This is a genomic window from Bryobacter aggregatus MPL3, from assembly GCF_000702445.1.
GTDB lineage: Bacteria > Acidobacteriota > Terriglobia > Bryobacterales > Bryobacteraceae > Bryobacter > Bryobacter aggregatus.
This window is the reverse complement of record NZ_JNIF01000003.1, coordinates 2,022,451-2,034,780: the sequence shown is the minus strand read 5'-3', so window position 1 is coordinate 2,034,780 and position 12,330 is coordinate 2,022,451. Positions and strand designations below refer to the sequence as shown.

Sequence of the window (12,330 nt, the reverse complement as noted above, 5' to 3'; positions counted from 1 at the left end):
GAATTTATGAGCGATTTCGTTCTCCCCCGCCGCGAGGCCCTGAAGGCAAGCGCAGGACTGGTTTCCGTAGCAGCCGTAGGGCTGCCCGCTGCGGAACCCTGGAAAGCACAGACTCTCGACGATCATCAGCTTCGGACCGTGGAAGCGTTGGGCGAATTGATCATTCCCGCCACCGACACTCCGGGCGCCAAAGCTGCTGGCGTCCATCGCTATGTCGATCTCTTTCTCGCCGACGGCCCGGACGGCGAGCGGGCCCGCTTTCTCGACGGACTCGGCTGGCTGGACGGCTACACGAACAACAAGTACAAAAAGACCTTCCTCAATCTTGGCGCGGACGACCAGATCAAAGTCCTCCAACTGCTCGATAGCGACAACGAAGCCGGTGTGGCTGAAGGCCATCGCTTCTTCCGGATGGTGAAGAGCATGGTCTCGCGCATCTACTACAACACCGAGATCGGCTACAAAGAGCTGAACAAGGGAGGACGGGTGCCGGCGAGTTACGGCTGCAAGCCGTAGATGGACTTCTCATCCTCGGTCCGGTACCTTTACTCGCTCGGCAACGAAGTCAAGACGATCAAGCTCGGCCTGGAGCGCATTCGCCGCCTGCTGCTGGCAATGGGCGATCCGCAATTCGCCTGCCCCGTCATCCACGTTGCCGGAACCAATGGCAAAGGCAGCGTTTGCTCGATGATTGAAGCGGGTCTGCGCGAGGCAGGCTACAAGACTGGCTTCTATACAAGCCCTCATCTGGTCAGTCCCACCGAACGGGTGCGCATTGACGGCGTCCCCGTCAGCGAGGCAGACTTCACCCGCGCCTTCGACGCCGTGCATGCCATCTCCAATCAACTGGTTGAGCAAGGCGAGATTGATTGCCACCCCACTTATTTTGAGACCGTCACCGCCATGGCCTTCTGGCTGTTCCGAGAGGCCCGTGTCGACCGCATGGTGATTGAAGTGGGGCTGGGCGGCCGGCTCGACGCCACCAATGTCGTCATGCCCGCGCTCAGCGTCATCACACCGGTTGATGTCGACCACCAGCAGTTCCTGGGCGAGACGCTGCGCGAGATTGCACCCGAAAAAGCCGGCATCATCAAGCCCGGCAGGCCTGTCGTCTTAGGCCAGCAGCACGAGGAAGTTCGCGATTTGTTCGTCGCCGACGATCTTGAGGATGTCACCACCTGGCAGATCTCGAATCTCGAGCTGCGGGTCGACGGTTGTAGCTATGTGGCATCAAAAGGCAGCGTCTCGCTCCAGGTGGACTGTCCGCTGGCCGGGGGCCATCAAGTGGGCAACAGCCTCATTGCGGCCGTCGCACTCACCAAACTCGGCATCGCGCCCGAGCGCATCCATGCCGGAATCGCGAAAGCTTTCTGGCCGGGGCGGCTCGAACTGATCCGCCGTAACCCAATGATTTACCTCGACGGGGCGCACAATCCGGCTGCCGCGCGGCGCCTCCGCGAGTTCATCGAACGGCATTTTCTGGGCCGGGAGATCTGGCTGGTGTTTGGCGTCATGCGCGACAAAGTATTGTCCGAAATCACCAACGAACTCTTCCCGCTCGCGCACAAGGTTTTTCTCACCCGGGCCGACCAGCAGCGCTCGCTCGAACCGGAAACCATCCGCGATCTTGCGCCACACCCCGACACCACCATTTGCCCCAGCGTCGCTTCCGCCGTCCAAGCCATTGAAAATGCACCTAGCGACACAATTGTTTTCATCACCGGCTCGCTGTTCGTAGTGGGAGAAGCCCGTCCGCTTCTACAATAGAGGTTGGATATGTTGGCTAAATTGCGGGCGCTGTTTATCATCGACCCCCTCATCATCATTTGCACCATCGCCTACGGATCGGTGAATCTCGTGGTCTCGCTGTTTGAAACGACAGGAAGATTGCAGGTCGCCATCGCTCGTGCCTGGGCCCGGATGTTGTTGCGGGTCAGCTTTGTGGGAATGAAGGTGGAGGGGCTCGAGAAAATCGATCCCAACGGTAGCTACGTCTTTGTCGCCAACCACTTGAGCTATATGGATACGCCCTGCATCCTGGCCGCGATTCCGGTACAGTTCCGCTTTATGGCGAAAAAAGGACTTTTTAGCATTCCTTTCCTCGGCTACCACTTGAGCCGGGCCGGCCATATTGCCGTGCCACGCGACAACCCACGGGAAGCAATCAAGGCGATGGTGGAGGCCGGCAAAATGATCCGTGAGCGGGGCATCAGCGTTCTGATCTTCCCGGAGGGCGGCCGGGCGCCAGATGCGAAGCTGCAAGCCTTCCGGGAGGGCGCCTTCTACATCGCAATCAATTCCGGAGTTCCGGTGGTCCCTGTCGCGTTGGCGGGTACAGAGAAAGTGCTTCCGTTTGGCTCTGGTACAGTGAGTCCGGGACGCGTGGTCATGCGCATTGGCGATCCGATTCCGACGGAAGGAATGACCACCAAGGATCGTGGTGCGCTCGCCCTCCAAATGCACGAAGCTGTTTACGAATTGCTGAAAGACACCGATCTGGTGGACGCAAAGGAAGCGGTCGCAGCCGGAGTTTAGGCTGGAATCGCGTCCATCGCTTCGACCACCGTATCGTAAAACTTGAAAACAGTGTCGAGCCTGGTGACACGGAAGCTCTGCCGCACAACGGTCGGGGCGGCAGCCATGCCGAGTGTCCCCTCCACCTGCATCAAACGGTTGTAGCTGGAAATGAAGCGGCCAATGCCGGTCGAGTCAATTTGCTTGACCCCCGCCAGGTTAAAAACCAGATGACGAGCTCCGGAATCGAGCCTGCCATTCACAATCGCTTCAAGCGATGCAGCTTCCGGACCCATCACCAGCTTTCCCGCCAGATGAATCAGGACGACGCCGGGCCGGGGGTCTTCGGTAAGAATGTCCAACATGCCAAGCCTCAGGATAGCGGACCGGGACCGGCCGCCTCAAATTAATTAGGCACTGGAAGCTGCACCAGCCGGTAAACAGCCTCTTTGGAAAGCTGCAAGGCCGCTTCATAGTCGCTCTTGTCGAGACTCAGACGCCCGTCCAGCCGCTCCAGCAGTTCAATCGCAATCGCTTCTGCTTCGGGATCCTGCCCCGCCAGCAGATTGAGATAGTCCTCCCGCCCTGGAAACTCATGCGGCGCAAATCCCGAGCGGACATCGACAATCAGGCTCAGACGTTGTGCCCGGTAGCAGGCATCCCCCAACTGATTCGGGGACTGGTCACGGCGCAGCGATTCATAGGCAGCTTCGTAGTCGCGGGCATAGGGGCCGCGCCATTCCACGCCGCGACGGTCGCTCTCCTCACGGATCAGCATATGCTGCACGATGTCACCGAAATGTACAGCAAGACACGCTTGCGGGCCAGCTACAAACTCCGGTGGGATCAGGCCGAGCGATGCAAGCCAGATATGGCCGAGTTCATGAGAGATCAGCGCGGCAGGCGTGTTGCTGGTTTGCGCAATCCGCTGCTGGTTCAGCAGAATCAGACTCCGCGAGCGCCCTTCGATCTCGTAACGGAAGGTGAGCGCCTGGGAGCGAGAGAAGGATTCGACAAACTCTGGCCGCCGGAAGTAAGAACCGAGCACGGCACGGTCCTCCATGGGCACGGGATCGCCCGGAAGCCGAACGATCGCGACCCGGCTGTTGTTGCGAGCCTCGATTTCTGATTTCCACTCTTCGAGGACACCAGGAAGCCCTACCGAGAGCTGGATCGCGAGCAAAAACGCGGAAAACATCCTACAAGGTTCATAATACGATTGTGCTGTCGCGAAGAACGTTATTGTCTGGAAGTCTGACGGGTGCTTTGGTGGGTTGTGGGGGGAGGACCAAGAATACCTTTGTCGGTTCGGTCTTTGTGGCAACTCGCGATTCTGGCGATATCGCCGTAGTGAATCTGGCCGCATTCGCCTTGGAGAAAAGCCGCATCAAGCCCAGCGGCAGGCCGGTACAGCTCCTAGATGTTCCGGGTTCCGATACGATGCTGAGCATCGCCGAAAACGGCATTCTGGAAGAGATCAAGGTCAGTGAGGCAGCCATTTCGCGCAAGCTGAAGACGCATGTGCTGCCCAATCAGGTTTGGCTCAGTTTCGACCGCAAAACGATTTGGGCGCTGACACCGGACGGGCATAAGCTTCTGGCAATCGACCTTGCAGGGCTGCAGGTACGCCGCGAATGGAGCCTGCCCGAACCCGCCTCCGGCCTCGCGGTATCCCCGGAAACAGCTCATGTCGCCGTCTCGCTCCCCGGCTCGCTCCGTGTCGGGATCCTCTCCCCAGACGAAGAAAAGGGGTTGAACTACTCTTCAGTAGGGAAAGTGCCCGGAATCATCCGCTACTTGAAGAACGGAAGCATCTTGCTGGTGGCGCAAAAAGAGGATCGGGAACTCACACTGGTGGACACAAAGACCGGCAAGGTGGTGGTTCATCTGCCGTTGCCCATCCGGCCAGAGAACCTTTGTTTCAGCGAAGACGGCGGACAGTTGTTCATCACCGGCGAAGGGCTCGATGGCGTAGTGGTGGTGTATCCCTATTTGTCGCAAGTGGCAGCGACTTTGTTGAGTGGCAAGGCGCCGGGGCCCATGGCCGTCTCCATTTCTCCGGCCTTCCTGTTTGTGACGAGTCCTTCCACCGACACGGTTTCTGTCCTGGACATCCGCTCGCAAAAGCTAGCGGCGGTGGTGGCAGTCGGCAACGATCCGCGCTGCGTTGTACTCACGCCCGACAGCCAGATGGCGCTGGTGTTGAATGAGCGATCGGGCGATTTGGCAATCATCCGATTGGCCAATATCGTCTCCAAGCGCCACAAGACCGCACCGCTGTTTACGATGATCCCCGTGGGCGCGGCTCCCGTTGCCGCCGTGGTGCGCAGCGCCTAAGCACGCAAAATTGCAAGAGTGGCCAGCCAGGCCGTCTCCGCGCGCAGGACACGGGGTCCCAGACTCGCAGAAACCCAGTTTTGCGTCGCGGCCAGGCTCCGTTCGTCTTCTGTCCAGCCGCCTTCCGGACCAATCAGAACGCTAATGGCATCCTCCGCCTTGGCGAGCTTGCCAATGGTGAGTCCGGCGCGATTCTCGTCGAGAAAGATCCGCTGCCCCTCCGCTTTTGCGGCTACATCCCGAAAACGCATCACTTCGCTGAGTTCTGGAATAAATGCGCGCCGGCATTGCTGGCTGCTCTCCAGCGCAATGCGCCGCCAACGCTCCAGGCGCTTGGTCACCGCGCGTTCGAGGCCAGGTTCCGACCGCGCCGTCTGCACTGGAATGATGCGATCGACACCGAGTTCTGTTGCCTTCTCGATGCCCCATTCAAAGTGTTCGAACTTGATAATCGCGGCGTAAAGATGAATGACCGGAAGCTCCCGGTGTGCCGAAAGTTTTTCTAAAATCTCAAAACGAACCAGTTCTTTGTGCGCATCGGCAACCTTGGCCAGATACTTCTGCTGGTTGTCGGAAATCTCGAAAACTTGCCCAACTTCCACGCGAAGAACTCGCGAAAGGTGTTTTGCCTCGTCGCCACGAAGTTCTGCCTGGCCACTGTGCACCTGAGGAACAAAAAAGAGTCGCCGTGCCATACGCTATGGTGTCTTTATGATTGCGTATCTCAGGGGAACGGTGCTGGAAAAAGCAGGCGGCACGGTCATCGTGATGGCGGGCGGGGTCGGCTACAAGGTGGAGGTCCCGATTAGCAGCTATGCGGGCTTGCCAGCAGCCGGCCAGGAAGTGAATCTCCGCATCTACACGAAAGTGAGCGAAGATTCCATTGCGTTATTTGGCTTTCTCACCGCCATTGAGAAGCGTGCCTTCGAACGGCTGATCTCGGTGAGCGGCATCGGGCCGGCGCTGGGCGTGAAGGTACTAAGCGGGATTGCCGTCGAAAATCTGGTGTCCTGCATCCGTGGCGGGGACATTGTGGGGCTAACGCGGGTTCCGGGGATCGGCAAAAAGACCGCAGAACGCATCATCCTCGAGCTGAAAGATAAGCTGGATGACCTGCCGCTCGGCGCCCCCACCCGGCTACCCGGGACGACGGCAGAACACTTCTCGGCACTCGAAGCCGATGTCCTGTCGGCGCTGATCAATCTCGGCTCGCCCGCCGCAGCCGCCGAACAGGCCGTCGCCAAAGCGAAGGGAATGGTGAATAGCGGAGACTTTGAGGCGCTCTTCCGCAAGAGTTTAGAGCTCGTACGTTAAGCTGAGGTGGAATGATCGAACGCGGCATAGCGGACGCCCAGGCCAATGACGAGGAGCGTCTCTTTGAGGCCTCTTTGCGTCCGCGCAGTCTTGCTGATTTCACGGGCCAGCCAAAGCTGAAAGAGAATCTGAAGATCGCCATCGAAGCGGCCAAAATGCGCGGCGAGGCGATGGACCATGTGCTGCTCTACGGCCCTCCGGGCCTGGGCAAAACCACCATCGCAACCCTGATCGCCAATGAGCTGGGTTCTTCTTTTGAGCAAACCTCTGCACCAGTACTGCAGAAGAAACTCGACCTCACCGGCCTGCTGAGCAACATCCGCGCCAAGCAGGTCTTTTTCATCGATGAAATTCACCGGCTGGCGCCCGATGTGGAAGAAATGCTTTATTCGGCGCTCGAAGACTTCCGGGTCGATATTCTCGTCGGCACCGGCCCCGGAGCGCGTACGCACTCTCTTCCAGTGCCGAAGTTCACTGCAGTGGGAGCCACCACGCGCCTGGGCAACATCAGCGCCCCGCTGCGCGGACGTTTTGGGCTCATGCTACGGCTGGATGTCTACCAACCAGATGAGCTGGCAGGCATTGTACGCCGCTCGGCAAAAATTCTCGATTTGAAAATGGACGAACTCGCCTCGACCGAGATTGCTCGCCGGAGCCGGGGCACGCCCCGCATCGCCAACCGGCTGCTGCGCCGCGTCCGGGACTATGCACAGGTGAAGGCCTCGGGCGAGATGTCGAAGCAGATTGCTATCGATGCGCTGGAACTGCTCGAAGTGGATCCGCTCGGGCTGGACGAAGTGGATCGCCGCATCATGGATGCGATTCTCGTGAAGTTCGATGGCGGTCCGGTGGGCCTCAGCACGCTATCGAGCGCAATTGACGAAGAGGCAGGAACCATTGAGGACGTCTATGAGCCCTATCTCATCCAGCAGGGTTTTGTCGACCGCACCCCTCGTGGCCGGATTGCAACCGACCGTGCCTATGAATACTTTGGTTTGAGCCGCCGGCGTTCTGCCAGCGGCCCACCAAACGTACTTCCCTAGCGCAACATCGAGCGCAGCATCCAGGCCATCTTCTCGTGGCTCTTCAACAAGCCGGTCAGAAAATCGGCGTTCCCATCGTCATCGAATTCCGACGATGCGCGCTTGATGTCAATGCGAAGATCGCGAATGATGGCTTCCTGATCGTTCAACAGATTCTCGATCATCTGCATGGCGCTGATCTGCCCATTGGAATCTTCCTTGATCCGGGCATCTTCGAGAAATTCCTTGAAGCTTCCGGTACTGTAGACACCGAGAGCACGGATGCGTTCGGCAATCTCGTCAATGGCAGTATCCAATTCTTCATACTGCGACTCGAAGAATTTATGAAGGTCATGAAAGTCCGTACCCTCTACATTCCAGTGGTACTTGCGAGTCTTGGTGTACAACACATACACGTCGGCCAGCGCGGCTTTCAGCAATCCCGCTGAGCCCGCTCGCTGATCGTCAGTCAATCCAATTTGAATGGCGCCCATGGCAGTTCTCCTCACCTTCTTTTGGATGCTAACAGAAGTGCATTGGCTGCTGGAATTGGCGATTGCCGGAATGCCGATTGATAGACTCGTATCAGATGGACGGTGAGCAGTTTCATATCCTCGGCCAGGCCTCCGGGCCTGACATTCCCCTCCATGCGGAGCGGCAGGGTCCGGCGCCACGCATCTCCTCGATTCTGATCAAGCCGGCCTCGGCCCTTTGCAATCTCGATTGCAGCTATTGCTTCTATCTCGATCGCGATCTCGACCCCTACGCCGAGCTTCCCAAGCGGCGGATGTCGGAGGATACGCTCCAGCGGCTGGTTGATAGTTTTCTCTTCTATTCCTACCCGAACTCAACCTTTGCCTTCCAGGGTGGGGAGCCGACCCTGGCCGGGCTTCCCTTCTTCGAAAAGCTTGTCGAATTCCAGCAACGCTCGGGCCGCAACGGACAAAACGTATCGAATGCGCTGCAAACCAACGGCGTGTTGCTCGACAAGAACTGGGCGCAGTTTTTCAAGCAGTACAACTGGTTGATCGGGCTCTCGCTCGATGGACCGGAAGGGGTCAACGACAAGTACCGCTACAACAAAGAGGGCCATGGCACCCATAGCTGGGTTCTACGGGGCCTGGAGGCTCTGCAGCGCGAAGGCGTGGACTTCAACATCCTCTGCGTCGTCAGCCAGGCGAATGTCGGGCGCGCCCGCGAGCTGTACAAATACTACAAGAGCCTGGGCGTCGATAATGTGCAGTACATTCCGCTCGCCGAGTTTGCCGGTGGCGGCAAGGGCCTGCCCTATACGGTGAGCGCGCGGGAGTACGGCCAGTTCCTGGTGGAGACCTTCGAGATGTGGTGGCCCGACCGGCGCAAGATGCGGATTCGCTTCTTCGACAATATTGCCGAAGCAATTGCCGGACAGAAGCCAGGCAACTGCACCATGCACGACAGTTGCGACAGCTATTGCGTTGTCGAATACAACGGCGATGTTTTCCCCTGCGACTTCTTTGTCGAAGGCGGCTGGAAGCTGGGCAACATCCACGAGGATTCCTGGGCAAAGATTGCCCGCCGCAATCGCCGTCAGAGCTTTGCGGAGAAGAAGTCGATCCAGCACCCGGAATGCCAGGTTTGCGACTACAAGGAGATCTGCCACGGCGGATGTCCGAAGTTCCGCCACGGGCCCAATGGGAATTTCTCCGATCTCGACTACTTCTGCGAGTCCTACAAGATGATCTTCAACCGGGCCGTCGCGCCGCTTGAGGCGGACTTGAGCAAACTGCTTGGCCAGAAGATTGTCATGCCGGGACGCAAGTAAGCACCTACTTCTGCAGCTCTTCGAGCATCTTCTTTCCATTCCCATTGCCGGGATTCAGTTGCACGGACTTCTCATAATTCTCGATTGCCAGCTTTCGCTGGCCGGCAGCCAGATATGCCTCCCCAAGACTGTCGTAGACATTCCAATCGCTGGGGAACTCTGACACGTTGCGCTGAAAGAGCTGGATCGCAGCCTCGACCTTTCCGGCACGCAGGAAGCGATAGGCAATGCTATTGAGCTGGTTCGGCTTAAAGGCTGCGGCGGGATAGCTGGCACGGAGCTGGCGATACAGAGCCAGGATTCCTTTGGCGCCTTGATCGTGCGGGATGCGAGCCAGACGCCGCCCAATCTCCGGGAAGAGAGCCTTCCGAATCCCCCACACCACAAGCTCCGGTTCCGTGTCCTGGATGTAGTGACTACTGTTGGGCGTCACCACCAGCCAGCCTTCTGAGACTTCGCTCGTCCACTGGTGCGCGTGCTCGACGGCCTGGCGCAGGCGTTCTGCGGCGAAGGACTTCCAGTCCATTCCGGATGGTCCAGGCAGAGCGATGGCCCCCAAGAGCACCACAAGCGGAAGATCAGGCATCGGCGGGAGCTGCCGGAACAAAGCGAAGCCGCTGCGCTCCGCCTTTCGCGCCTCACGATACTCGGCCTGTTCGCTCGCGCTCCGGTTGGCATAGGATTGGTCTCGCAGGCGGTTCACCATGTCGCTCCCCTCCTGCCCGGGCTTTTCCGCAGCGCCGGAGAAGTCGCCCGGATCGACATACACCAGCCCCGCAACCTCATTGGGATAAGTGGCGACGAACAAGCGGCTGATCGGCCCACCGAGCGAATGTCCCACCAGCAAGTAAGGCGGTTTCATGCCGCTTGCCTGCAAAAGCGAATGCAACTCACTGACGATATGCGGGAAAGTAGGCGCCTCGGTGCCTGGCTCAGATCCGCCAATCCCCGCCCGGTCATAGGAGAAGGTTGCGGTTTGCTTTGCAATCTCCGCTTGAATGGCGCCCCATCGTTCAAGAGGCGTGCCGATTCCACTTTCAAAGACGACCGTGGGCAGGAAGCCCTGCGCAGCGCCAGCGATCCGAACCTTGAGCCGGTGCCCGTCCACGGCAACCATTTTGGTGACAGCGGCCGGCGTTTGAGCGTCCAGGCGCAGAAGGGTCAGAGAGAGGGCGATCGCCACAGGCATCAGGCATTGCATAGCAATCGAGATACGGACGGCAGCACAAAAGATTACAGCAATTGCGTCATCGCGGCGAGGGCCCTTGATACCCTACCTCCATGCGTCCCGTGCTTTTTCTGCTCGCCTGCTCCGTGGCCTTTGCCCAACCCAATACGCTCTCTCCAGCGGAACGCAAAGCAGGCTGGCAATTGCTCTTTGATGGCCATTCCCTCGCCGGCTGGCGCTGGTCTGGAAAGACGCCTGCCCCGACACCCTCCTGGGCGGTTGCTGACCAGGCACTGGTGACCACTCCGGGCCATGGCGCCGAAGTCTACTTGCTCACAGAAAGCTCTTTTACCGATTTTGAGTTGGCCTTCTCCTGGCGCGCCGAGGCAAAGGCAAACTCCGGCATCAAATACCGCATCCAGAGCATGACCGAGAAGACTCGCATCGAACCGACGGGACTCGAGTATCAGATCACCGACGATCTGGCGAACCCCGATTCACTCTCGAATCTCCGGCATTCGACAGGGGCTCTCTACGATTACGTGGCGCCCCAGAGGTCGAAACCAGCAGCGCCAGATCGTTGGCACCACTCGAGGATCATCGCGTCCGGTCTGCATATCGAACACTGGCTCGACGGAGAAAAAGTAGTCAATATCGATCTCGATACACCCGCCGCCGAGGCGGCTTTTGCCCAAAGCCAGCGCGCCAGCAAGCTCCTGCTCCGCCAGCAGGCCCAACGGAGTTCGCCGCTGGCGCTGCAGATTCACGATGGGGTGGTCGCGTTCCGCGACATCAAGATCCGGCCGATCCGGCCCTAAACCGGATCGGTATGGCGGATGCGCTCGACGCGCACGCGGCCAATCCGATTGCGTTCCATCTCGACGACCGTATAGCGGCGGTCGCCCTCTTCCACCACTTCGCCGGACTTCGGAATAAAACCGAGCCGGAAGAGGATGAATCCGGCCAGCGTCTCAAAACCAGCGTCGTTTGGCAATTCGATTCCGAATTTCAGCTCGAGATCGCGAGCGGTCGTTGAGCCATCGAGTTCGAGGTCATCGGCTTCGGTTTCCACTTCGGCCACCACCAGATCATGCTCGTCATTGATTTCGCCAAAGACCTGCTCGAAGACGTCTTCAAGCGTCAGTACGCCGCTGACGGCGCCGAACTCATTGACCACAAGCGACATATGCGCGCGATTCTGCCGGAACTCATCGATCAGATCGCTGAGTGATTTTGTTTCCGGAATCACCGGAAGCTTGCGGATATAGTTTTCGAGCCGAAAAGGACGGACAGGCCGCCGCCGCTCCGTCGAGAGCCTGCGCTCCTGCCAAACCACCAGCAGGTCTCGAAAATGCACGATCCCCATGATGTTGTCCGGATTGTCCTTGTACACGGGAACGCGCGAGAAGTGGTGATCGCTCATCACCTTCAACAGATTGTCGAGCGAGGCGTTGATCGGCAGACAGATCAGGCTGTTGCGCGGCGTCATCACTTCGCGAGCCACCAGTTCGCGCAGTTCCAGCAGGCGGTCGATTGCGTGCGCCTCAAACGGTGTCACCGTCGAGTGCTCCTTGCTCGATTCGACAATGTGCCGGATCTCTTCCGGCGAATGGACTCCATGCGCCGTGCCACGAGGCAAGCCCAGAATGCGCGAAAAGAAATTGGCCAGACTCTCAACCAGGAAGACCAGTGGCGACAGAGCCCGGTTCACCAAGAGCAGCACCGGCGCGCCCAACAGGCTCACACGTTCCGAGGCAATGATGCCCAGATTCTTCGGCACCACTTCGCCCACCACCACCAGCAGCAGCGTCAGACAAACAAAACTAACCATCAGGCAGAAGATCTCAACCACCTTGGCGTAACCGGCAGGCGCCAGCGGGACCAGTTGCAACTTGAGCCAGTGGTTGATGGCCTCTTCGCCAGCCACACCCATGGCCAGGCTTGTGATTCCGATCCCAACCTGGACAACGCTGAGCAGGCGTTCCATGTTCGCCAGCAGCTTTAAGGCAGCGATAGCGCCCAGGTTTCCGTCAGCTGCCAGTTGCTTCAGGCGGGGCCGGCGCGCGCTCAGAAGTGCGATTTCAGAGGCGGCAAAGAAGCCGTTAATCGCGGTGAGGGCGGCAAGCAGCAAGAGCCGCAACCCGATATTACTGTTGGCTTCCATTAGAATT

The 12,330-nt window shown here is 58.9% G+C and carries 14 protein-coding genes; 8 read left to right on the top strand and 6 right to left on the bottom strand.

The genetic code is table 11. From position 1 onward, the window contains the following. The first annotated feature begins 6 nt into the window (after positions 1 to 6). From M017_RS27565 to M017_RS0109645, 3 genes are read left to right on the top strand one after another with little or no spacing between them, the layout of a single operon-like run. A complete protein-coding gene (locus M017_RS27565) occupies positions 7 to 516 on the top strand; it encodes a gluconate 2-dehydrogenase subunit 3 family protein (protein ID WP_155121334.1) in 510 nt (169 codons plus the stop codon). Continuing rightward, a complete protein-coding gene (locus M017_RS0109650) occupies positions 517 to 1,767 on the top strand; it encodes a bifunctional folylpolyglutamate synthase/dihydrofolate synthase (protein ID WP_031497653.1) in 1,251 nt (416 codons plus the stop codon). It begins immediately after the preceding gene. A gap of 9 nt (positions 1,768 to 1,776) precedes the next feature. Then, complete coding sequence (locus tag M017_RS0109645) at positions 1,777 to 2,535, top strand: lysophospholipid acyltransferase family protein (protein ID WP_051669765.1); 759 nt, start codon at positions 1,777 to 1,779, stop codon at positions 2,533 to 2,535. On the opposite strand, the gene M017_RS0109640 is transcribed toward M017_RS0109645, so the two are convergent. Beyond that, positions 2,532 to 2,879, bottom strand: a complete 348-nt coding sequence (locus tag M017_RS0109640; RefSeq protein WP_051669763.1) for an STAS domain-containing protein — start codon at positions 2,877 to 2,879, stop codon at positions 2,532 to 2,534. The genes M017_RS0109645 and M017_RS0109640 overlap by 4 nt on opposite strands. 41 nt (positions 2,880 to 2,920) lie before the next feature. Then, positions 2,921 to 3,712, bottom strand: coding sequence for a hypothetical protein (locus M017_RS0109635; protein ID WP_031497650.1), 792 nt, complete (start codon positions 3,710 to 3,712; stop codon positions 2,921 to 2,923). A 44-nt stretch (positions 3,713 to 3,756) separates the two neighbouring features. On the opposite strand from M017_RS0109635, the gene M017_RS0109630 reads away from it, so the two are divergent. Then, positions 3,757 to 4,851, top strand: coding sequence for a YncE family protein (locus tag M017_RS0109630; protein WP_155121333.1), 1,095 nt, complete (start codon positions 3,757 to 3,759; stop codon positions 4,849 to 4,851). On the opposite strand, the gene M017_RS0109625 is transcribed toward M017_RS0109630, so the two are convergent. After that, a complete protein-coding gene (locus M017_RS0109625) occupies positions 4,848 to 5,546 on the bottom strand; it encodes an RsmE family RNA methyltransferase (RefSeq protein WP_031497648.1) in 699 nt (232 codons plus the stop codon). The two genes, M017_RS0109630 and M017_RS0109625, sit on opposite strands and share 4 nt — an antisense overlap. Positions 5,547 to 5,562: 16 nt before the next feature. Here M017_RS0109625 and ruvA point away from each other — a divergent pair, with 16 nt between their 5' ends. Both ruvA and ruvB read left to right on the top strand, forming a co-directional pair. After that, on the top strand, positions 5,563 to 6,165 hold the full coding sequence (ruvA, locus tag M017_RS0109620; protein WP_031497647.1) for a Holliday junction branch migration protein RuvA: 603 nt from the start codon (positions 5,563 to 5,565) through the stop codon (positions 6,163 to 6,165). An 11-nt stretch (positions 6,166 to 6,176) separates the two neighbouring features. Next, positions 6,177 to 7,208, top strand: coding sequence for a Holliday junction branch migration DNA helicase RuvB (gene ruvB, locus M017_RS0109615; RefSeq protein ID WP_051669761.1), 1,032 nt, complete (start codon positions 6,177 to 6,179; stop codon positions 7,206 to 7,208). Here the strand turns inward: ruvB and M017_RS0109610 are convergent. Beyond that, on the bottom strand, positions 7,205 to 7,681 hold the full coding sequence (locus M017_RS0109610; protein WP_031497645.1) for a Dps family protein: 477 nt from the start codon (positions 7,679 to 7,681) through the stop codon (positions 7,205 to 7,207). The two genes, ruvB and M017_RS0109610, sit on opposite strands and share 4 nt — an antisense overlap. Positions 7,682 to 7,776: 95 nt before the next feature. Here M017_RS0109610 and M017_RS0109600 point away from each other — a divergent pair, with 95 nt between their 5' ends. Continuing rightward, positions 7,777 to 8,991 carry an anaerobic sulfatase maturase gene (locus M017_RS0109600; protein ID WP_051669759.1) on the top strand — a complete coding sequence of 405 codons (1,215 nt, stop codon included), beginning with the start codon at positions 7,777 to 7,779 and terminating at the stop codon, positions 8,989 to 8,991. Positions 8,992 to 8,995: 4 nt separating this feature from the next. Here the strand turns inward: M017_RS0109600 and M017_RS27560 are convergent, their stop codons facing one another. Next, positions 8,996 to 10,192: an alpha/beta fold hydrolase gene (locus M017_RS27560; protein WP_080507609.1), complete on the bottom strand. Its 1,197-nt coding sequence runs from the start codon at positions 10,190 to 10,192 to the stop codon at positions 8,996 to 8,998. Positions 10,193 to 10,272: 80 nt separating this feature from the next. On the opposite strand from M017_RS27560, the gene M017_RS0109590 reads away from it, so the two are divergent. Further along, positions 10,273 to 10,977, top strand: coding sequence for a 3-keto-disaccharide hydrolase (locus M017_RS0109590; RefSeq protein WP_031497642.1), 705 nt, complete (start codon positions 10,273 to 10,275; stop codon positions 10,975 to 10,977). On the opposite strand, the gene M017_RS0109585 is transcribed toward M017_RS0109590, so the two are convergent. Further along, positions 10,974 to 12,323 (bottom strand): hemolysin family protein, encoded by a 1,350-nt coding sequence (locus M017_RS0109585; protein ID WP_031497641.1) that lies wholly within the window; start codon positions 12,321 to 12,323, stop codon positions 10,974 to 10,976. The two genes, M017_RS0109590 and M017_RS0109585, sit on opposite strands and share 4 nt — an antisense overlap. Between the last annotated feature and the right edge of the window lie 7 nt (positions 12,324 to 12,330).

Bases quoted from the DNA above. Each gene is read 5' to 3' on its own strand.
- M017_RS27565 (WP_155121334.1), top strand. From the start codon at position 7: ATGAGCGATTTCGTTCTCCCCCGCCGCGAGGCCCTGAAGGCAAGCGCA.
- M017_RS0109610 (WP_031497645.1), bottom strand. From the start codon at position 7,681: ATGGGCGCCATTCAAATTGGATTGACTGACGATCAGCGAGCGGGCTCA.
- M017_RS0109625 (WP_031497648.1), bottom strand. From the start codon at position 5,546: ATGGCACGGCGACTCTTTTTTGTTCCTCAGGTGCACAGTGGCCAGGCA.
- M017_RS0109600 (WP_051669759.1), top strand. From the start codon at position 7,777: ATGGACGGTGAGCAGTTTCATATCCTCGGCCAGGCCTCCGGGCCTGAC.
- ruvB (WP_051669761.1), top strand. From the start codon at position 6,177: ATGATCGAACGCGGCATAGCGGACGCCCAGGCCAATGACGAGGAGCGT.
- M017_RS0109640 (WP_051669763.1), bottom strand. From the start codon at position 2,879: ATGTTGGACATTCTTACCGAAGACCCCCGGCCCGGCGTCGTCCTGATT.
- M017_RS27560 (WP_080507609.1), bottom strand. From the start codon at position 10,192: ATGCAATGCCTGATGCCTGTGGCGATCGCCCTCTCTCTGACCCTTCTG.
- M017_RS0109645 (WP_051669765.1), top strand. From the start codon at position 1,777: ATGTTGGCTAAATTGCGGGCGCTGTTTATCATCGACCCCCTCATCATC.
- M017_RS0109650 (WP_031497653.1), top strand. From the start codon at position 517: ATGGACTTCTCATCCTCGGTCCGGTACCTTTACTCGCTCGGCAACGAA.
- M017_RS0109590 (WP_031497642.1), top strand. From the start codon at position 10,273: ATGCGTCCCGTGCTTTTTCTGCTCGCCTGCTCCGTGGCCTTTGCCCAA.
- M017_RS0109585 (WP_031497641.1), bottom strand. From the start codon at position 12,323: ATGGAAGCCAACAGTAATATCGGGTTGCGGCTCTTGCTGCTTGCCGCC.
- ruvA (WP_031497647.1), top strand. From the start codon at position 5,563: ATGATTGCGTATCTCAGGGGAACGGTGCTGGAAAAAGCAGGCGGCACG.
- M017_RS0109635 (WP_031497650.1), bottom strand. From the start codon at position 3,712: ATGTTTTCCGCGTTTTTGCTCGCGATCCAGCTCTCGGTAGGGCTTCCT.